This window comes from Nocardioides cavernaquae (assembly GCF_003600895.1).
GTDB lineage: Bacteria > Actinomycetota > Actinomycetes > Propionibacteriales > Nocardioidaceae > Nocardioides > Nocardioides cavernaquae.
Genome location: NZ_QYRP01000002.1, coordinates 2,306,019 through 2,324,725 on the forward strand (window position 1 = coordinate 2,306,019; position 18,707 = coordinate 2,324,725).

The following is an 18,707-nucleotide window of genomic DNA, read 5'->3' on the forward strand; positions in this document are numbered from 1 at the left end:
GGCGACGTCAGTCCTCGGTGGACTTGGCGGCGCCTGAAGTGATGAGGTCCATGATCCCGGAGTCAGAGAGCGTGGTCGTGTCGCCGACGGCGCGGTTCTCGGCGACGTCGCGGAGCAGCCGGCGCATGATCTTGCCTGAGCGGGTCTTGGGGAGCTCGGGGACGATCAGGATCTGGCGTGGCTTGGCAATGGCGCCGATCTCCTTGGCCACGTGGTTGCGGAGCTCCTGGACCAGGTCCTCGCCAGCGGAGGAGCCGGAGTCGGAGCCTTGGCGCAGGATCACGTACGCACAGACGGCCTGACCGGTGGTCTCGTCCGACGCACCCACGACGGCCGCCTCGGCCACGCGCGGGTGGGAGACCAGCGCGGACTCGATCTCGGTGGTGGAGAGCCGGTGGCCGGATACGTTCATGACGTCGTCGACGCGTCCGAGCAGCCAGAGATCGCCATCGGCGTCCTTCTTGGCCCCGTCGCCGGCGAAGTACCACGGGCCTCGCCCCGCACCGTGGGGGAACTTCTCCCAGTACGTCGAGACGAAGCGTTCGTCGTCACCCCACAGCGTGCGCAGCATCGCGGGCCAGGGCTGGGTGAGGACGAGGTAGCCGCCGGAGCCGTTGGGCACGGGCACACCGGCATCGTCGACGACGTCGGCACCGATGCCGGGCAGGGCCTTCATCGCAGAGCCGGGCTTGCCGGCGGTGACACCGGGGAGCGGGCTGATCATCATCTGGCCGGTCTCGGTCTGCCACCAGGTGTCGACCACAGGGCACCGGTCACCACCGATCACGGAGCGGTACCAGACGTAGGCCTCGGGGTTGATGGGCTCACCGACCGAACCCAGGATGCGCAGCGAGGAGAGGTCGAAGCCATCGGGGATCGACCGGCCCCATTTCATGAACGTCCGGATGGCAGTGGGTGCCGTGTAGAACAGGGTCACGCCGTAGCGCTGGATGATCTCCCACCAGCGGCCCTGGTGGGGGCTGTCGGGGGTGCCCTCGTAGAGCACCTGCGTGGCGCCGTTGGCCAGCGGCCCGTAGACGATGTAGCTGTGGCCGGTCACCCACCCGATGTCAGCGGTGCACCAGTAGACATCGGTCGGCTTGAGGTCGAAGACCGCGTGGTGCGTGTATGCCGTGCCGACGAGGTAGCCGCCGGTGGTGTGCAGGATGCCCTTGGGCTTGCCCGTGGTGCCCGACGAGTACATGACGTAGAGTGGGTGCTCCGCATCGAACGCGGTCGGTTCGTGTGAGGGTGAGGCGGAGTCGACGGCGTCGTGCCACCAGGTGTCCGTCGCGTCGTTGAACGCGACCGCCTGGCCGGTGCGGCGTACGACCAGGACGTGGTCCACCGGACTCCTCGACCCCAGCTTTGCGATCGCCTCGTCCACCGCGGGCTTCAGCGCGAAGGGAGCGCCGCGGCGGTAGCCACCGTCCGAGGTGACGACGACCTTCGCGTTGCAGTCCTCGATGCGTGAGGCCAGGGCCTCGGCGGAGAAGCCGCCGAAGACCACCGTGTGGACGGCGCCGATGCGGGCACAGGCCAGCATCGCGACGACGGCCTCGGGGATCATCGGCAGGTAGATCGCCACGAGATCGCCCTCCACCACGCCCAGCGCGGTCAACGCGTTCGCAGCCCTCGAGACCTCGTCCTTGAGCTGGGCGTAGGTGATGTCGCGCGTGTCGCCGGGCTCGCCGACGAAGTGGAAGGCGACCTTGTCGCCGTTCCCCGCGAGGACGTGCCGGTCGACGCAGTTGTACGACGCGTTGAGCCTGCCGCCGACGAACCACTTCGCAAACGGCGGATTGCTCCAGTCGAGGACCTCCGTGAACGGGGTCTCCCAGTCGAGACGACCCGCCTGCTCGGCCCAGAAGGCCAGGCGGTCGGCGTCGGCCGCGACGTACGCGTCGGCCTTCACGTTCGCAGCCGCAGCAAGCGCGGCGGGCGGCTCGAAGCGGCGGTTCTCGGTCGACAGGTTGGACAGCATCGAACTGGAGTCGTCGGCCCGGGTGCTCATGGTGATCCTGCTCTTCGTCGTCGTGCTGGGAAGTGAGGACGGGTGCGCGCGCTCGGACTGTGTGTGAACAGCGCGCGCACCCGGATTGGGGGACCGTCAGGCAGGGAAGCCTGTTCCGGTCTCGACCAGCCCGCGCAGGTACGGCGTGGGCCGGAGGTGCTCGCCGTACGCGTCCGCGAGCTCGTCGGCGCGATCGATGAAGGCCGCGAGACCGACCGATCCGTCAGCAGCCTCGAAGCCGGTCATGTACTGCGCGGCACCGCCGGTGAGGCCGGGGAAGCCGATGCCGAGGATGGAGCCGACGTTGGCGTGGGCAGCTGACATGAGGACGCCCTCTTCGATGCAGTGTGCCGTCTCGAGCGCCTCGCGGACCAGCATCCGGTCGCGCAGGTCCGCGATCGGAACCTCGATCCCCGATGGCGGGAAGAGGCTGGAGAGGCCGTTCCAGATCGAGCCGCGGCGCCCGTCGGCGTAGTCGTAGAAGCCCGCGCCGCGGAGCTTGCCGGCGCGGCTCGCGTCGATCATCGCGTAGCAGACCCGCTCGGTCACGGTCTGCTCGGTGCTCCCGCTCGCTTCCCGGGTCGTGCTTGCGATCTTCACGAGCAGTTCCAGGTTGAGCTCGTCGGCGAGCTGCAGCGGGCCGACCGGGTAGCCGGCCTGGGTGGCGGCCCGCTCGATCGAGAGCGGGTGGACACCTTCGTCGAGCAGCGCGAGGCCTTCCTCGATGCGTGTGCAGATGACACGGGAGGTGAAGAAGCCACGGGAGTCGTTGACGACGATCGGGGTCTTGCGGATCTGGAGGACCACGTCGTACGCCTTGGCGAGCGCCTCGTCGGAGGTGTCGGCACCGCGGATGATCTCGACGAGCGGCATCTTGTCGACCGGCGAGAAGAAGTGCATGCCGATGAAGTCCGTGGGGCGGTCGATGCCCTTGGCCAGGTCGGTGATCGGCAGGGTCGAGGTGTTCGAGCAGAGCAGCGCGTCGTTGTTGATGTAGGGCGCGACCTCGGCGAAGACGTTCTGCTTCAGCGCGACGTCCTCGAAGACGGCCTCGATGACCAGGTCGCACCCGGTGAGGTCGGCAGGGTTCGACGTGGGGGTGATCAGGGCCAGCAGCTCGTCGGACTTCTCCTGGCTCAGCTTGCCTCGTGAGATCGCCCGGTCGTTGATGTTGGCGGTGTAGGCCTTGCCGCGCTCGGCAGCCTCCAGGGTGACGTCCTTCAGGACGACCTCCATGCCCGCCTGGGCACACACGTAGGCGATGCCGGCGCCCATCATGCCGGCGCCGAGGACACCCACCTTGGTGCCGCGGTAGGTAGGCACACCCGCAGGCCGGAGACCACCTGCGTTGATCGACTGCAGGTCGAAGAAGAAGGCCTGGATCATGTTCTTCGCCTGCTGGCCGGTGGCGAGCTTCGCGAAGTAGCGGGACTCGATGCGCGAGGCGGTGTCGAAGTCGACCTGGGCGCCCTCGATGGCCGCGGAGACGATCGCCTTGGGGGCGCGGTAGTCGGCCTGCCGGAGCTGCTTGCGCAGCATGGGCGCGAAGACAGGGAGGTACGCCGCCATCTGCGGCGAGCCCGGAGCGCCGCCCGGAAGCTTGAACCCCTTGATGTCCCACGGCTGGGTGTGCGCCTCGGGGTTGGCCTTGATCCACGCCTTCGCGGCGGGGAGCAGCTCCTCGCGGGTGGCGACGACCTCATCGATGAGGCCGATCTCCTTCGCCGCCGCGGGCTTGAACTTCCTGCCGGCTCCGATGATCTCGCCGATCGCCTTGGCCAGCCCGAACATGCGGACCGTGCGGGTGATGCCACCGCCGCCCGGGAGGAGGCCGAGCTGCACCTCGGGAAGGCCGATCGGGTAGGAACCGTCGACGGCGATGCGGTGGTTCGCGGCGAGCGCGAGCTCGAGGCCGCCGCCCATCGTCGCCCCGTTGATGGCGGCAACGACAGGCTTGTCGAGGAGCTCGAGCTTGCGCAGCGGCGCCTTGTTCGACTCGACCATGGTGAAGGCCGCGTCGGCGTTCGCCGGGGTGATCGCGACGATCGCCTTGAGGTCGCCGCCGGCGAGGAACGTCTTCTTGGCCGACGTGATGACCACGCCCGTGACCTCGTCGGATGCCGCGAGGATGCGGGCGACGGCCTCGTTCATCGACGCCAGGTAGGCGTCGTTCATCGTGTTCGTCGACTGGGTCGGGTCGTCCAGGGTGAGGGTGACGATGCCGTCGGAGTCGATGTCGTACCGGACGGCGGGTGCATTGGTGGTCATGTCAGTCCTTGGGTGAGTACGTCGGTGGGCGGAGTCGACTCAGACGAGCTCGACGATGGTGGCGATGCCGATCCCACCGCCGACGCAGAGCGTGGCCAGGCCGCGACGCTTGCCCTGGCGCTTCAGCTCGTCGATCAGCGCGCCGAGGATGATGGCGCCGGTGGCGCCCAACGGGTGACCCATCGCGATGGCGCCGCCGTTGACGTTGGTGATCTCGTGCGAGATGCCCATGTCCTGCATGAACCGCATCGCGACAGCAGCGAACGCTTCGTTGATCTCCCACAAGTCGATGTCGTCGACGGTGAGGCCGGCCTTCGCCAGGGCCTTGCGGGCCGCCGGCGCGGGGCCGGTCAGCATGATCGTCGGGTCGGCACCCGAGACGGCGGCCGAGATGATCTTGGCCTTCGGGGTCAGGCCGAGCTCCTGGCCGACCTCCCCGGTGCCGATCAGCATCAGGGCGGCGCCGTCGACGATGCCGGAGCTGTTGCCGGCGTGGTGGACGTGGTCGATGGACTCGACCCAGTGGTACTTGCTGAGCGCGACGTCGTCGAATCCGGCATCGCGGCCCATGGCGGTGAAGGAGGCGCGCAGGCCGGAGAGGGACTCGACGCTCGTGTCCGGGCGGACCAGCTCGTCGTGGTCGAGGATGACCTGGCCGAGGTCATCGGTCACCGGGACGACGCAGTCGGCGAAGTAGCCGTTGGCCCAGGCCTTGGCAGCGCGCGCGTGCGACTCGGCTGCATAGGCGTCGACGTCCTGGCGGCTCCAGCCGGCCATGGTCGCGATGAGGTCCGCGCCGATGCCCTGGGGGACGAAGCTCGTCTCGAAGTTGGTGGCCGGGTCGTTGGCCCAGGGACCGCCGTCCGAGCCCATCGGCACGCGTGACATCGACTCGACGCCACCGGCGAGGATCAGGTCCTCGAACCCGCCGCGGACCCGCGAGGCCGCCTGGTTGACCGCCTCGAGCCCGGAGGCGCAGTAGCGGTTCAGCTGGACGCCAGCAGTGGTCTCGGGCAGGCCGGCCTTGATGGCGGCGGTCTTGGCGATGTCGGCACCCTGGTCGCCGACGGGGGTCACCACACCAAGCACGACGTCGTCGATGCGGTGCGTGTCGAGGGACGGGTTGCGCTTGCGGAGCTCGTCGATGAGGCCGACGACGAGGTCGATCGGCTTGACCTCGTGCAGGGCTCCGGTCTGCTTGCCGCGGCCGCGCGGCGTACGCAGGTGGTCGTAGATGAATGCTTCGGGCATCGACTTTGCTCCTCGTTGTGTGCTGGATGGGCTGTTCGCGTTCACGAGCTGCTGCCGATCAAGGAGCGGGCCATGACCACGCGCTGGATCTGGTTCGTGCCCTCGTAGATCTGCGTGATCTTGGCGTCGCGCATCATCCGCTCGAGGGGGAAGTCGCGGGTGTAGCCGGCACCGCCGAGCAGCTGGACGGCGTCGGTGGTCACCTGCATGGCGACGTCGGAGGCGTAGCACTTGGCTGCGGCGCCGAAGAAGGAGAGGTCGGGGTCGTTGCGTTCGGACTTCGAGGCCGCGACGTAGACCATCTGGCGAGCGGCCTCGAGGTGCATGGCCATGTCGGCGAGCATGAACTGGAGGCCCTGGAAGTCGGCGATGCGCTTGCCGAACTGCTTGCGCTCGCGGACGTAGTCGAGGGCGTGGTCGAGTGCGCCCTGGGCGATGCCGACGGCCTGTGCACCGATCGTCACGCGCGTGTGGTCCAGTGTGCGCAGCGCGAGCTTGAGGCCTTCGCCCTGCCCGCCGACCATGCGGTCGCCGGGGATGCGCACGTTGTCGAAGTTGAGCTCGCGGGTCGGGGATCCCTTGATCCCGAGCTTCCGCTCGGGGGCACCGAAGGTGAAGCCCTCGTCGGACTTCTCCAGCACGAAGGCGGTGACGTTCGCGCCCCGACGGCCGTCGGGGTCGGTCACGGCGAGGACCGTGTAGTACTCGGCGGCACCAGCGTTGGTGATCCAGGACTTCTGGCCGTTGATCACCCAGCCGTCGCCGTCGGGGGTGGCGCGGCACTTCATCGACGCGGTGTCGCTGCCGGCCTCGCGCTCGGAGAGGCCGTAGGCGAAGAGTGCCTCCCCGCGGGCCACCGGCGGCAGGTACTTCGCCTTGACCTCCTCGGACGCCCCGAGCAGCAGCGGCATCGTGCCGAGCTTGTTCACCGCGGGGATCAGCGAGGAGGACGCACATGCGCGGGCGACTTCCTCGATGACGATGCAGGTGGCGAGGGCGTCGGCGCCGGCGCCGCCGTACTCCTCGGGGATGTGCGGCGCGTGGAAGTCCGCTGCGCGCAGTGCGTCGTACGCCGTCTGCGGGAAGGAGGCGGTCTCGTCGACCTGCGCGGCGTCGGGCGCGATCTTGTCCTCGGCCAGCGAGCGGACCGCCTGGCGGATCTCCTCGTGCTCCTCGGTGATGCGGAAGAGGTCGAAGTCGTTGTTGCGGGTCATGGAAGGGGTCTCCGGGATCAGTAGGTGTAGAAGCCGCGGCCGGCCTTGCGACCGAGCAGGCCGGCGTCGACCATGCGCAGCAGGAGTGGGGGAGCGGCGTACAGGGGCTCCTTGAACTCTTCGTAGAGGGAGTCGGCCACGGCCTTGGTGGTGTCGAGGCCGATCAGGTCGGCGAGGGCAAGCGGGCCCTGCGGGTGCGCGGCGCCGAGGACCAGGCCGCGGTCGATGTCCTCGGGGCTGGCGAAGCCGGACTCGAGCATCCGGATCGCGGAGAGGATGAAGGGGATCAGGAGGGCGTTGACGACGAAGCCGGCGCGGTCCTGGCAGTCGATGGCCTGCTTGCCGAGCCTGCCTTCGACCAGCGCGCGAGCCCGCTCGGTGACCTCGGGCGAGGTGAGCAGGGAGGGGACGATCTCGACCAGCTTGAGAACGGGCACGGGGTTGAAGAAGTGGATGCCGACGACGTTCTCGGGGCGGTTGGTGACGACGCCGAGCTTCATGATCGGGATCGAGGAGGTGTTGGAGGCAAGGATCGCGTCCGGGGCCTCCACCACCTTGTCGAGGCGGCTGAAGAGGTCGGCCTTGGCCTGCTCGTCCTCGACGATCGCCTCGATCACGATCTCGCGGTCGGCCATCGCGTCGACGGTGGTCTCGAGGCGGATGCGGGAGAGGACTTCGTCGGCGGAGTCGATCTTGCCCTTCGCCTCGGCGCGCTGCAGCGACCGCTCGAGCCGCTTGCGGCCCGCGTCAGCCGCGAGGACGCTCGACTCCACGACGACCACGTCGAGTCCGGCTCGTGCCGAGACCTCCGCGATGCCGGCGCCCATCAGGCCGCAGCCCACCACACCAAGCTTGTCCACTGTCCTGCTCCTCGTCTGTCGCTGAAAATGTCGGGGGAATCTCGGGGTCTGGCTGATCTGTCGGGTGGTCAGACGTTGCGGCGGTACTGGCCGCCGACTTCGAAGAACGCCTCGGTGACCTGCTGCAAGGTGCAGACCCGCGCGGCATCCATCAGGACCGCGAAGACGTTGTGGCCCTTGACGGCTGCGTCCTTGAGGGCGATCAGCGCCTGCGTCGCCTCGTCGGTGTGTGCGGCCTGGTAGGCGATGACGCGGTCGAGCTGGGACTTCTTCTCGTCCTCGGTGGCACGCGCCAGCTCGATGGTCGGCTCGACCTCGTCGCCGTTGCTTGGCTTGCGGAACGTGTTGACACCGATGAGCGGCAGCGAGCCATCGTGCTTGCGGTGCTCGTAGAGCATCGATTCGTCCTGGATCCGGCCGCGCTGGTAGCCGGTCTCCATGGCGCCGAGCACGCCGCCGCGCTCGTTGATCCGGTCGAACTCGAGGAGCACGGCCTCCTCGACGAGGTCCGTGAGCTCGTCGATGATGAACGATCCCTGGAGCGGGTTCTCGTTCATGGCCAGGCCCCACTCGCGGTTGATGATCAGCTGGATCGCCAGCGCGCGACGCACGGACTCCTCGGTCGGGGTGGTGACGGCCTCGTCGTAGGCGTTGGTGTGCAGCGAGTTGGCGTTGTCGTAGATCGCGCAGAGCGCCTGCAGCGACGTCCGGATGTCGTTGAAGTCCATCTCCTGCGCGTGCAGGGAGCGGCCCGACGTCTGCACGTGGTACTTCAGCTTCTGGCTGCGCTCGTTGGCGCCGTACTTGTCACGCATGGCGACCGCCCAGATCCGGCGCGCGACGCGGCCCATCACCGAGTACTCCGGGTCCATGCCGTTGGAGAAGAAGAACGACAGGTTCGGCGCGAAGTCGTTGATGTCCATGCCGCGGGCGAGGTAGGACTCGACGTAGGTGAAGCCGTTGGTCAAGGTGAAGGCGAGCTGGCTGATCGGGTTGGCCCCGGCCTCGGCGATGTGATAGCCGGAGATCGACACCGAGTAGAAGTTCCGGACCTCTCGGTCGATGAAGTACTGCTGGATGTCGCCCATCATGCGCAGCGAGAACTCGGTGGAGAACAGTGCCGTGTTCTGGCCCTGGTCCTCCTTGAGGATGTCGGCCTGCACGGTCCCGCGGACATTCTTGAGTGCGTACGCCGCGATCTCGTCGCGCTCGACGGCGCTCGGCTGGCGGCCCTCGCGCTCGGCGAACGCCGCGACCTGTTGGTCGATGGCGGCGTTGAGGTAGAAGGCGAGCACGGTCGGGGCCGGGCCGTTGATGGTCAGGGACACCGAGGTCGACGGGGCAACCAGGTCGAAGCCGTCGAAGAGCACCTTCATGTCGTCGAGCGTGGCCACGGAGACGCCGGCGTTGCCGACCTTGCCGTAGATGTCGGGGCGCAGGCCCGGGTCGCGGCCGTAGAGGGTCACGGAATCGAACGCGGTGGACAGGCGGGTGGCGTCGGCGTGCTCGGAGAGCACCTTGAAGCGGCGGTTCGTGCGGAACGGGTCGCCCTCCCCGGCGAACATGCGCGCCGGGTCCTCGCCCTCGCGCTTGAACGGGAAGACTCCGGCCGTGTAGGGGAAGTAGCCCGGCAGGTTCTCGTTGCGCCAGTACTTCACCAGCTCGCCGTGGTCGGTGAAGCGGGGGAGTGCGACGCGTCGGATCTTGTTGCCCGACAGCGACTCGCGGACCAGTGCGGTGTGAATCTCCTTGTCGCGGACCTTGACCACCTGCTCGTCGCCTTCGTACGACGCGACGACGGCCGGCCAGGCGGCGATCTGATCGGTGATCTCCTCCGGGACGGCCTTGCGGGCACCCTCGGCGAGCTGCTCCAGCTCGTCGTTGCTCCCGACCAGTTCACCCTGGACCAGCTCGATGCGCTGCAGCCGACTGGCTGAGGCGGCGAGGCGCTCGGTGTCGTGGTGGTAGCTGCGGACGGTCTCCGCGATCTCGGCGAGGTAGCGCACCCGGCTGGGCGGCACGATGTGGCCGGCATCGGTCGAGTGGCGCACGCTCACCTGAGGGAGGGCGCCCTCGTCGACGACGAGCCCCTTGGCCACCAGCTGCGTCTTCAGCTCCTGGTAGAGCGCGGTGACGCCGTCGTCGTTGAAGTGTGCTGCGGAGGTGCCGAAGACCGGCATCTCCTCGGGCTTCTTGTCGAACGCCTGGCGGTTCCGGATCATCTGGCGACCCACGTCGCGCAGCGCATCCATGGCGCCGCGGCGCTCGAACTTGTTGATCGCGACCACGTCGGCGAAGTCGAGCATGTCGATCTTCTCGAGCTGAGAGGCTGCGCCGAACTCCGGCGTCATCACGTACATGCTGACGTCGACGAACGGCACGATCGCGGAGTCGCCCTGGCCGACGCCGGGGGTCTCCACGATGACCAGGTCGAAGCCTGCGGCCTTGGCCACGTCGATGACGTCGGAGAGGTGCTCGGGCAGCTCGTGGGCGCCGCGGGTGGCGAGGCTGCGGAAGTAGGCGCGGTCGCCGTCGAGAGAGTTCATCCGGATCCGGTCCCCGAGCAGCGAGCCGCCACCGCGGCGACGCGTCGGGTCGACGGCGATCACGGCGATGCGGAGCTTGTCCTGCTGGTCGACCCGCAGCCGGCGGACGAGCTCGTCGGTGAGGCTGGACTTGCCTGAGCCGCCGGTGCCGGTGATGCCGAGGACGGGCACGGGACGGGTGGTGGCAGCTTCCTTGAGCCGGGCGAGCATCTCCTCCGGAAGCTGGCCGGACTCCGCGCCGCTGAAGGCCCGTGCCAGGGAGAAGCGGTCGCCGGAGATGACCGCGTCCGCGTCGACCGGGCCCAGGGTCCACGTGTCGACGTCGCACTCGCGGATCATCGACTTGATCATGCCGACCAGCCCGAGCTTGACGCCGTCCTCGGGGGAGAAGATCTTCACCCCGGACCTGGCCAGACGCTCGATCTCCTCAGCGACGATCACGCCGCCGCCGCCGCCGTACACCTTGACGTGGCCGGCGCCGCGCGCCCGGAGGGACTCGACGAGGTACTCGAAGTACTCCACGTGCCCGCCCTGGTACGACGACACGGCGACGCCCTGGACGTCCTCCTCGATCGCCGCGTCCACGACCTCCTGGACCGAGCGGTTGTGACCGAGGTGGATCACCTCGCAGCCCTGCGACTGCAGGATGCGACGCATGATGTTGATCGACGCGTCGTGCCCGTCGAACAGGCTCGAGGCCGTCACGAATCGGACTGGGTTCCGAGGGGCGGAGAGCTCGGTCACGGAGATCCTTCAGGTAGATACTAGGACGTCCAAGTAAGTTGTGGCACGCCCTGATCCGTTGTCAATGAAAGCCACGCCTACCTCCCTCCGACGGGTGGTCAGGTCACCCCTGCGGGGGGACGGCGGCCGCATGTGAGCGCCCTAGCGTCGTGATCACGCGGAGTCCGGGCAGCGGACCCGGTCCCGCTCCTTCGGAAACGAATCGAGGAGCCGACATGGGCCGCATGCCCTCAGATGTCCTGAACCACGAGCTCAGCCTGATCTGGCAGCAGGTCTTCACCTGGGCCAGCTGGGCGATCGTCGTCGCGATGCTTGTCGTCGCTGTGCGGATGGGGATCCGTCAGCGAACCCCGTTCTACGTCTTCGCCTGTTCGGCTGCGGCCGTGGCTGCCTTCGCGGAGCCGCTCTATGACGTCGCCTTCGACCTGTGGTTCTACGACGTCCACAACGGTGCGCCGGGTGCGATGTGGTCGCACTTCACTGCCTTCGGCGTCGTCCAGCCGAACTGGACCCACAGCGGCTACGTGATTCTGTACACCAGTGCCTGCCTGTACGCCGGGCGCCGGCTCTACCTCGGCGGCCTGGGACGCCGGGGGCTCTTCCTCATCTGGGGGATCGAGATCGCCGCTTCGGTCGTGTTCGAGGTGATCGGCACGGCCACGGTCTACACCTACTACGGGCCCTACGAGCTGAGGATCGGCAACTACCCGCTTGTGATCGGCGTCCTCGAGGGCACGCAGGTCGTGCTGTTCACGGTGGTCGCGGTGCAGATCTGGCGACGCGTCTCGTCGGCCTGGGGTCTGACCGCACTGTTCGTGGCTTTCCCGATGACGTTCTTCGCAGCGAACTTCGGCCTCGGCGCGCCCATCATCATCGCGCTCCACCTGGACGAGAGCGCCTTCTCCAGCGGCATCGTCTGGACGGCAACCCTGCTGACGATGGGACTGTGCGCCATCGCCGTCAACGGACTCAGCAGGTTCATCCCGAGGCCGCTCGGTGCCGCTGAGCCCGACGGCGCCACGTCGCCGCAGGCCGCCGTCGTCGGCTGACCCGGAGGCGGGCCGCCACCGCGCGGGAGGGCAAGAACCCCCGTTCGGACGGCCAACCCCCCACCACGGGGGGACGCCCCACCCAGCAGCCGGACCCTACGTTCGGTGAAGGCCGTCAGGTGGCGACCCGCCCGCCCGAGTGGGCACGATCAGGAGGTACCCCGTGAGTACGTTCAAGGATGCCGACGAGGTGTACGCCTTCATTGGCAAGGCAATGGAAGCCTGCGTCGTCGACCCGCAGTTCGTCGAGGCAACCAAGGACGGCAACCTCGTCGTCCTCATCAAGCAGACCGACCCCGAGGCCCACGTCCTGGTCGACTTCCCCGGCCAGAAGGTCCTGACCGGAGACGCCGCCGCTGCGGCGGAGTCGACCGTGCAGCTGCGGATGAGCTCGGACAACGCCAACCGCTTCTGGCAGGGCAAGCTCAACTTCACCCTCGCCATGGCGCAGCGCAAGGTCAAGCTCGAGGGCAAGCGCACCACCGCGCTCGGTCTCCTGCCCCTGACCGGCCCGATCTTCGACACCTACAAGGCCATCCTCACCGAGGCCGGCCGCACCGACCTGCTCGTCGACTGACGACAGCTCGCCTTCCACGCATTCCGGCAATGACATCGGCAGGAGCCACCATGAACGACAAGATCACCGAGGCGGAGTTCGACGCCGTCTTCACGAAGGCCCAGGAGCTCTCGCAGTTCTTCCGCGAGATCGGCCCGAAGTACGACATCGAGAACACCTTCGCCTACCCGTCCATCGAGGCCTTCAAGAAGAGCGGGCTGGGCGCGCTTCCCGTCCCGAAGCAGTACGGCGGCATGGGAGGCGACCTGCTCGCCACCTCGAAGGTGGTCAGCGAGCTGTCGAAGGGTGACTCCGCGATCACCCTCGCCTACAACATGCACTACATCATGGTCGGCATCACGATGGGCCTGATGAGCGAGACCCAGAACAAGTACTGGCTCGGCCGCGTCGCTGATGGCGACATCATGTTCGGCCCGTTCTCCGAGCAGCGCGCCGGCTTCAGCGGCCTTGCGGACATGAAGGCCATCCCGCAGGAAGGTGGCGGCTGGAAGCTCTACGGCAAGAAGGTGTGGGGCACGCTGTGCGAGGCCGCCGACATCGTCACCACGAACGCGACCATCACCGACGCCGACGGCAACCTGCCCGAGAACTTCGAGGAGCGCGTCAGCGCTGAGTCCTTCTTCATCGGCGAGTTCAACGTTGATGAGAACGGCCAGGGCGACGGCATCAGCATCGTCAAGACGTGGGACGCGCTGGGCATGCACGCCACTGGCACCCAGACGGTCATCTTCGACGGCTACTACGTGCCCGAGGACGGCTTCATCTGCGAGTGGCGCACCGGCGCCTTCGGCGTACTCGAGTGGGCCTCGCTGATGTTCGCGAGCATCTACCTCGGCATGCAGGACCGGATCCTTGAAGAGGCACGCGCGGTGCTCTCCAAGAAGACGCTTGGTGCTGTTTTCGGTGCCGTGGTAGCAGCCGACGTCAAGGTCGCGGGGGTTGGCCACATCATCGACGGCGTCGGTGACATGGCGTCCCGTTACGAGCTGTCACGCCGCGTGCTCTACCGGACGTGCGAGGAAGTCAGCGGCGGCTACGACGACAACTGGCCGATCGAGCTCCGGTTCCCCTACATCGGCCTGGCCAAGACCTTCATCGCGGAGAACGTCATGCACATGAGTCGGCACGCCATGAGCCTCGTCGGCGGCCAGTCGTTCAAGAAGGGCGCCATCTTCGAGCGCCTCTACCGCGACTCGGCGGCGTCGATGTTCCAGCCGCTCAACTCCGACCAGTCGCGCACCTACATCGGTGAGGTCCTGCTCGCCCCGGAGGAGCTCGAAGACTGATCCCGCAAGCCCACGACGACCCGCTCCCCTCGACCCGGAGCGGGTTTTCGTGCTTCCCGGGGACGTCCTCGAGGAGGCCTCCCCACAAGGACGGCAGGGATCCTCCCGTGGGGGGAAGTGGCGGACTTCCTGCGCTCCTACGGTCGTGATGTGGGGTTCGTCTCAATCACATGACGGCCGGCCCTACCAACTCGACCAAGGAGATCTCATGAACTACGCGTTTGCCGTCAAGTGGCTGAAGGCGTTCCGTGACAGCGCGGAGTCGATCTGCGAGCTGTACGCCGACGACTTCGTCTTCGAGGACCCGATCCTCGACCAGTACCAGATCCGCGACAAGGGCGACCTCGCGCGCATCTTCGTGCTCTACGCCAACAAGGACCGCACCAACGGTTACGGCGTGCACAACTTCCGGATCCGTGGCTACGAGGGCGACCACCGCAGCGGCCTGATCCGCTGGGAGTGGTCCCCGGAGGACTGCGCCAACTTCATCGGCATCGATGTCGTGGACAAGCCCTTCTTCACGCAGGGCCACACCTTCCACATCTACGACGACGAGGGCCGCATCGTGCGCGAGTCGTCCTGGTGGGACTCCGGCGCGATCATGACCGCCGTGGGTGTCCCCGGGGTGCAGAAGCCCCAGTTCGTCGCCAAGACCGCCGTCCCGGCCTGAGAGAGGACCTGAAATGACGGACATCGCATTCGCCCAGCGCTGGGCAGAGACTCGCACCAACGACCTCGCCGCGCACCGTGAGCTCTACGCCGCACCGGAGTTCTTCTGTGTCGAGACCCGGATGGTCGACGACCACCTCGGCGACACGCTCTCGACCGACGGAGAGTTCGCGGAGGGCCTGGCGCCCTACGCCAACAAGGACGAGTCCAACGGTCTCGGCGTCCAGAGCATCACGGTCACCGATGCCTTCGTCGGCAACGGCCACCTGTTCATCCACTGGGACTGGAAGGTCGATGGCGCGGACAGCTACCGCGGGCTCCCGGTCGAGGGCAAGTCCCTGACCAGCAAGGGATCGACGTTCCTGCAGTTCGACGCCGCCGGCAAGATCATTCTCGAGTCGACGTTCCTCAACGAGAACCCGGTCTTCCAGCAGCTCGGCCTGCCGATCATCACCCCGCACTACTGGGAGGAGGGCTTCGACCCGGCGTCGCTGGGTTGATCCTTCACCGCAACAAGAATGGCCGGGGACGAGGTCCCCGGCCATTCTGCATTTGCGACTGAGGCGTCAGCCGAGGTTGAGGGCCACCACGCCGAGGATCACGAAGACCAGACCGGCGGCCCTGGCCGGCGTGAGCGTTTCGTCGAGGAAGACGATCCCGATGCCGGCAACGGCAGCGGTGCCGACTCCCGACCAGATCGCGTAGACGACGCCGACCGGCATCCGCTGCACGACCTGGGCGACGAGCGCGAAGGACACGGCGTACCCGGTCAGGCATCCGAGCGTTGGCAGCAGCCTGCTGAAGCCCTCGGTGGTCTTGAGCATGGAGGTGGCGAGCACCTCGACGGCGATCGCGACGCCCAGCAGTAACGGTGCCATGACCTCACGCTAGGTCCGCTCCGACTCCCTGCCGCCTCCCAGCGGGAGCACATCCGCCCTCCTGGTGGGGGAGGCAGAAATGCGGCCTCCCCCCAAGGGGGGTGGGTGTTCCTCCCCTGAGGTGTCGTCCACGTCACATCGCCAGACCTACGTTCGTGACACAGCCAACAAAGAGCTGGGCGGCGGGGGGAACCAGGCGCCGCAGACACGAGCAGCAAGGAAGCAGGAGCCATGTGGGGCACGATGCCGGACGTTCTGGACAGGGCATGTGGGGACTACACGAAGTCCGTCGCGGTCGTCGACGGCGAGCGACGGATCACGTACGGCGAGCTGCGCGACTGGTCGAACCAGGTCGCCAACGCGCTGATCTCCCTGGGGCTGCAGAAGGGTGAGCGGGTTGGCCTGCTCCTCCCGAACTGTCTCGAGTTCATCCCGTCGCAGCACGGCATCTGGAAGGCCGGCGGTGTGCTGGTGCAGATGCCCGGCCGCGCCGCCGCATCGGTGCACCGCGCGAACCTTGACCAGACCGACGTCACGACGCTCATCTACCACGCGGCGTACGACGGCGTGGTCGAGGAGATGCGCGAGGGGCTGCCGAAGCTGGCCCGCGTCATCCGTGTCGGTGGCGACGTGGCCGCGTCCAGCGACCACCCGTTCGAGGCGCTGGTCTCCGCTCAGTCCACCGTGCGCCCCGCTGTCCCGCTCGACGAGCACGACGAGGCCTATGTCCTCTTCACCTCGGGCAGCACCGGTGACCCGAAGGGTGTCGTGCAGTCGCACTTCACGTGGGCCCACTACAGCATCACCGCCGGACTCGAGATCGGCGACATCCAGCCCGGTGAGGTCTTCGCCCATGGTGCGCCGCTGACCCACTTCACGCAGATCTTCGTGCACCCGACCTTCCTGCGGGGAGGCACCAATGTCATGCTGCCGGGCCTCGAGGTGGACACCCTGCTGTCCGCGATCGAGCGCGAGAAGATCACCGCCACTGCAGTGGTGCCGACCATCATCTACCTGCTCCTGGACCACCCCGAGCGCAGCAAGTACGACCTCTCGTCGCTGCGCACGATGATCTACGCCGGCTCGCCGATCGCCCCCGACCGGCTCAAGGACGCGCTCGAGGCGCTCGGCCCGATCTTCGTCCAGACCTACGCCGGCACAGAGCCGGGCTACGTCTCCTGCCTCCGCAAGACCGACCACCGCGTCGACTCCGACGAAGCGATCAAGCGTCTGGCATCCGGTGGACGTCCGCTTCCGTTCGTCCAGGTGAGCATCCAGGACGACGAGGACAACCCGCTCGCTGTAGGCGAGGTCGGTGAGATCTGCTCCCGCCAGCTCGGCCAGATGCTCGGGTACGTCGACTCGTCGCGCAACGCAGAGGCCCTCCGCGACGGGTGGGTGCACACGGGCGACATCGGCCGCCTCGATGAGGACGGCTTCCTCTACCTGGTCGACCGCAAGAAGGACATGGTCGTCAGCGGTGGTTTCAACGTCTTCCCGCGCCAGGTGGAGGACGTGCTCCTCGAGGACGCGGCCGTCGCTGGAACTGCCGTGGTCGGCATCCCGCACCCCAAGTGGGGCGAAGCGGTCCACGCCTTCGTCGTCGTCAAGGACGGCGTCGCCGCTGACGAGGCGCTCGTCGAGCAGCTCCAGGGCCGGGTCAAGACCGCGCTCGGCTCGGTCTCCGCACCCAAGACCGTGGACTTCATCACCGAACTGCCCCTCAACCCCGCCGGGAAGGTCGACAAGAAGACCCTCCGCGCCCCGTTCTGGCAAGGCCGCGACCGTCAGGTCGGCTGACCCAACCACCACCAACAGGAGAATCCGATGAGCGTTCCGCACTACCCCCTCCACATCAACGGCGAGTGGGTCGACACCGACGAGAACTACGAGGTCCGCAGCCCCGCGACGGGCGAGCTGGTGGCCACCGTCGCCAAGGGTGGCGCTGCCGAGATCGACGCGGCTGTTGCCGCCGCCAAGGCCGCACACAAGAGCGGCGTCTGGCGCAACACGCCTCCCGCCGAGCGTGCCGCGATCATCAACACGGTCGCGGCGAGCCTCGCCGGCCGCCTCGAGGAGCTGGCCGCGCTGCAGAGCCGGGAGAACGGCGCGACCATCCGCGTCACCGGTGCCCTTCACGTGGGCCTCTCGATCGCAAACATGCAGTCGGTTGCTGCCCAGACGCTCGAGTACGAGTTCGAGAAGGCCGGCCCGGAGATCGGCCCGGTCCCGGCTGAGGGCATCCTCCGTCGCGAGCCGCTCGGTGTCGTCGGCGCGATCGTGCCGTGGAACATCCCGCTCCTGACCATCGTCTGGAAGGTCACCCCTGCGCTGGCAGCCGGCAACACCGTCGTCCTCAAGCCGGACGAGCACGCTCCGCTGCTCGCGCTCGAGCTCATGAAGGAGTTCGAGGCTGCAGGTCTGCCGAAGGGCGTCCTCAACGTCGTCGTCGGTGACGGCCACGACGCCGGTGCACGCCTCAGCCAGCACCCGGACGTCCGCAAGGTCGGCTTCACGGGCTCCACCGAGGTCGGCAAGAGCATCCTCGGCGCCTCTGCCGACAACATGAAGCGGGTCACCCTCGAGCTCGGCGGCAAGGGCCCGAACATCCTGCTCGACGACGCTGACCTGGATGTCGCGATCGACGGCGCCATCTACGCCTGCATGGCCAACAACGGCGAGGCCTGCGAGGCGGGCACCCGCCTGCTCGTCCCGAGCTGGCAGAAGGACGACATCGTGGCGCGCCTGGTCGCCCGGATCGGCACGATGAAGATCGGCGACCCGCTCGACATGGCCACCGACATGGGCCCGCTGATCACCGGCGAGCAGCGTGACCGGGTGCTCGCGCACATCGCCAAGGCCCAGACGCAGGGCGCCAAGGTCGCCATCGGCGGTGCCGCTCCTGTCGGTGAGGAGTTCGCCAACGGCTACTTCGTCGAGCCGACCGTCCTGACCGACGTCACCCCCGACATGACGGTCGCCTGCGAGGAGGTCTTCGGACCGGTCCTCAGCGTCATCAGCTACGAGACCGTCGAAGAGGCGATCGAGATCGCCAACGACACCGAGTACGGCCTGTCCGCCGGCGTCTGGGGCGCCGATGAGACCCGCGTCCTCGACGTAGCCCGCCAGCTCGAGGCCGGCATGGTCTACGTCAACGACTGGCACGTCCTCCACCCGGCGTACCCCTTCGGTGGCTACAAGCAGAGCGGCCTTGGCCGTGAGGGCGGCCCGAACGCCCTCGACCAGTACACCGAGCAGAAGTACATCTCCGTCGACCGCTCCGGTGGCGTCGAGAACAAGGCGTACGCGCTGGTTCTCGGTACCCCCGCCTGAGCGATCCGCCTGATCGAC

The 18,707-nt window shown here is 67.7% G+C and carries 14 protein-coding genes; 7 read left to right on the forward strand and 7 right to left on the reverse strand.

Translation table 11 applies throughout. The features are described 5' to 3' along the window. Positions 1-7: 7 nt before the first annotated feature. The 6 genes from acs to icmF all read right to left on the reverse strand — a co-directional run bounded on the left by acs (position 8) and on the right by icmF (position 10,897). Positions 8-2,014, reverse strand: coding sequence for an acetate--CoA ligase (gene acs, locus D4739_RS11140; RefSeq protein ID WP_120060686.1), 2,007 nt, complete (start codon positions 2,012-2,014; stop codon positions 8-10). 96 nt (positions 2,015-2,110) lie between these two features. Next, complete coding sequence (locus D4739_RS11145; protein ID WP_120060687.1) at positions 2,111-4,282, reverse strand: 3-hydroxyacyl-CoA dehydrogenase NAD-binding domain-containing protein; 2,172 nt, start codon at positions 4,280-4,282, stop codon at positions 2,111-2,113. Positions 4,283-4,321: 39 nt separating this feature from the next. Then, a complete protein-coding gene (locus D4739_RS11150; RefSeq protein ID WP_120060688.1) occupies positions 4,322-5,533 on the reverse strand; it encodes an acetyl-CoA C-acetyltransferase in 1,212 nt (403 codons plus the stop codon). 41 nt (positions 5,534-5,574) lie between these two features. After that, positions 5,575-6,747, reverse strand: a complete 1,173-nt coding sequence (locus tag D4739_RS11155; RefSeq protein ID WP_120060689.1) for an acyl-CoA dehydrogenase family protein — start codon at positions 6,745-6,747, stop codon at positions 5,575-5,577. A gap of 17 nt (positions 6,748-6,764) precedes the next feature. Then, positions 6,765-7,607, reverse strand: coding sequence for a 3-hydroxybutyryl-CoA dehydrogenase (locus D4739_RS11160; protein ID WP_120060690.1), 843 nt, complete (start codon positions 7,605-7,607; stop codon positions 6,765-6,767). Positions 7,608-7,675: 68 nt separating this feature from the next. Then, positions 7,676-10,897: a fused isobutyryl-CoA mutase/GTPase IcmF gene (icmF, locus tag D4739_RS11165; RefSeq protein WP_120060691.1), complete on the reverse strand. Its 3,222-nt coding sequence runs from the start codon at positions 10,895-10,897 to the stop codon at positions 7,676-7,678. A gap of 215 nt (positions 10,898-11,112) precedes the next feature. Between icmF and D4739_RS11170 the strand changes: the two genes are divergently transcribed. The 5 genes from D4739_RS11170 to D4739_RS11190 all read left to right on the forward strand — a co-directional run bounded on the left by D4739_RS11170 (position 11,113) and on the right by D4739_RS11190 (position 14,978). Beyond that, positions 11,113-11,946: a hypothetical protein gene (locus D4739_RS11170; protein ID WP_120060692.1), complete on the forward strand. Its 834-nt coding sequence runs from the start codon at positions 11,113-11,115 to the stop codon at positions 11,944-11,946. Between the two features lie 163 nt (positions 11,947-12,109). Further along, positions 12,110-12,523, forward strand: a complete 414-nt coding sequence (locus D4739_RS11175) for an SCP2 sterol-binding domain-containing protein (RefSeq protein ID WP_120060693.1) — start codon at positions 12,110-12,112, stop codon at positions 12,521-12,523. A 50-nt stretch (positions 12,524-12,573) separates the two neighbouring features. Beyond that, complete coding sequence (locus tag D4739_RS11180) at positions 12,574-13,809, forward strand: acyl-CoA dehydrogenase family protein (protein ID WP_120060694.1); 1,236 nt, start codon at positions 12,574-12,576, stop codon at positions 13,807-13,809. A 208-nt stretch (positions 13,810-14,017) separates the two neighbouring features. Further along, positions 14,018-14,479, forward strand: coding sequence for a nuclear transport factor 2 family protein (locus tag D4739_RS11185; protein WP_120060695.1), 462 nt, complete (start codon positions 14,018-14,020; stop codon positions 14,477-14,479). Between the two features lie 13 nt (positions 14,480-14,492). Continuing rightward, a complete protein-coding gene (locus tag D4739_RS11190; RefSeq protein WP_120060696.1) occupies positions 14,493-14,978 on the forward strand; it encodes a nuclear transport factor 2 family protein in 486 nt (161 codons plus the stop codon). A gap of 66 nt (positions 14,979-15,044) precedes the next feature. Here D4739_RS11190 and D4739_RS11195 read toward each other — a convergent pair whose 3' ends face one another. Next, positions 15,045-15,356: a DMT family transporter gene (locus D4739_RS11195; protein ID WP_120060697.1), complete on the reverse strand. Its 312-nt coding sequence runs from the start codon at positions 15,354-15,356 to the stop codon at positions 15,045-15,047. 243 nt (positions 15,357-15,599) lie between these two features. Here D4739_RS11195 and D4739_RS11200 point away from each other — a divergent pair, with 243 nt between their 5' ends. Next, positions 15,600-17,156: an AMP-binding protein gene (locus tag D4739_RS11200; RefSeq protein ID WP_238473617.1), complete on the forward strand. Its 1,557-nt coding sequence runs from the start codon at positions 15,600-15,602 to the stop codon at positions 17,154-17,156. A 27-nt stretch (positions 17,157-17,183) separates the two neighbouring features. Next, positions 17,184-18,689, forward strand: coding sequence for an aldehyde dehydrogenase family protein (locus D4739_RS11205; protein ID WP_120060699.1), 1,506 nt, complete (start codon positions 17,184-17,186; stop codon positions 18,687-18,689). Positions 18,690-18,707: the final 18 nt, after the last annotated feature.

Excerpts from the sequence above, each read along its gene's own strand:
- acs (WP_120060686.1), bottom strand. The coding sequence starts at position 2,014 with ATGAGCACCCGGGCCGACGACTCCAGTTCGATGCTGTCCAACCTGTCG.
- D4739_RS11145 (WP_120060687.1), bottom strand. The coding sequence starts at position 4,282 with ATGACCACCAATGCACCCGCCGTCCGGTACGACATCGACTCCGACGGC.
- D4739_RS11150 (WP_120060688.1), bottom strand. The coding sequence starts at position 5,533 with ATGCCCGAAGCATTCATCTACGACCACCTGCGTACGCCGCGCGGCCGC.
- D4739_RS11155 (WP_120060689.1), bottom strand. The coding sequence starts at position 6,747 with ATGACCCGCAACAACGACTTCGACCTCTTCCGCATCACCGAGGAGCAC.
- D4739_RS11170 (WP_120060692.1), top strand. The coding sequence starts at position 11,113 with ATGGGCCGCATGCCCTCAGATGTCCTGAACCACGAGCTCAGCCTGATC.
- D4739_RS11180 (WP_120060694.1), top strand. The coding sequence starts at position 12,574 with ATGAACGACAAGATCACCGAGGCGGAGTTCGACGCCGTCTTCACGAAG.
- D4739_RS11185 (WP_120060695.1), top strand. The coding sequence starts at position 14,018 with ATGAACTACGCGTTTGCCGTCAAGTGGCTGAAGGCGTTCCGTGACAGC.
- D4739_RS11190 (WP_120060696.1), top strand. The coding sequence starts at position 14,493 with ATGACGGACATCGCATTCGCCCAGCGCTGGGCAGAGACTCGCACCAAC.
- D4739_RS11195 (WP_120060697.1), bottom strand. The coding sequence starts at position 15,356 with ATGGCACCGTTACTGCTGGGCGTCGCGATCGCCGTCGAGGTGCTCGCC.
- D4739_RS11200 (WP_238473617.1), top strand. The coding sequence starts at position 15,600 with ATGCCGGACGTTCTGGACAGGGCATGTGGGGACTACACGAAGTCCGTC.
- D4739_RS11205 (WP_120060699.1), top strand. The coding sequence starts at position 17,184 with ATGAGCGTTCCGCACTACCCCCTCCACATCAACGGCGAGTGGGTCGAC.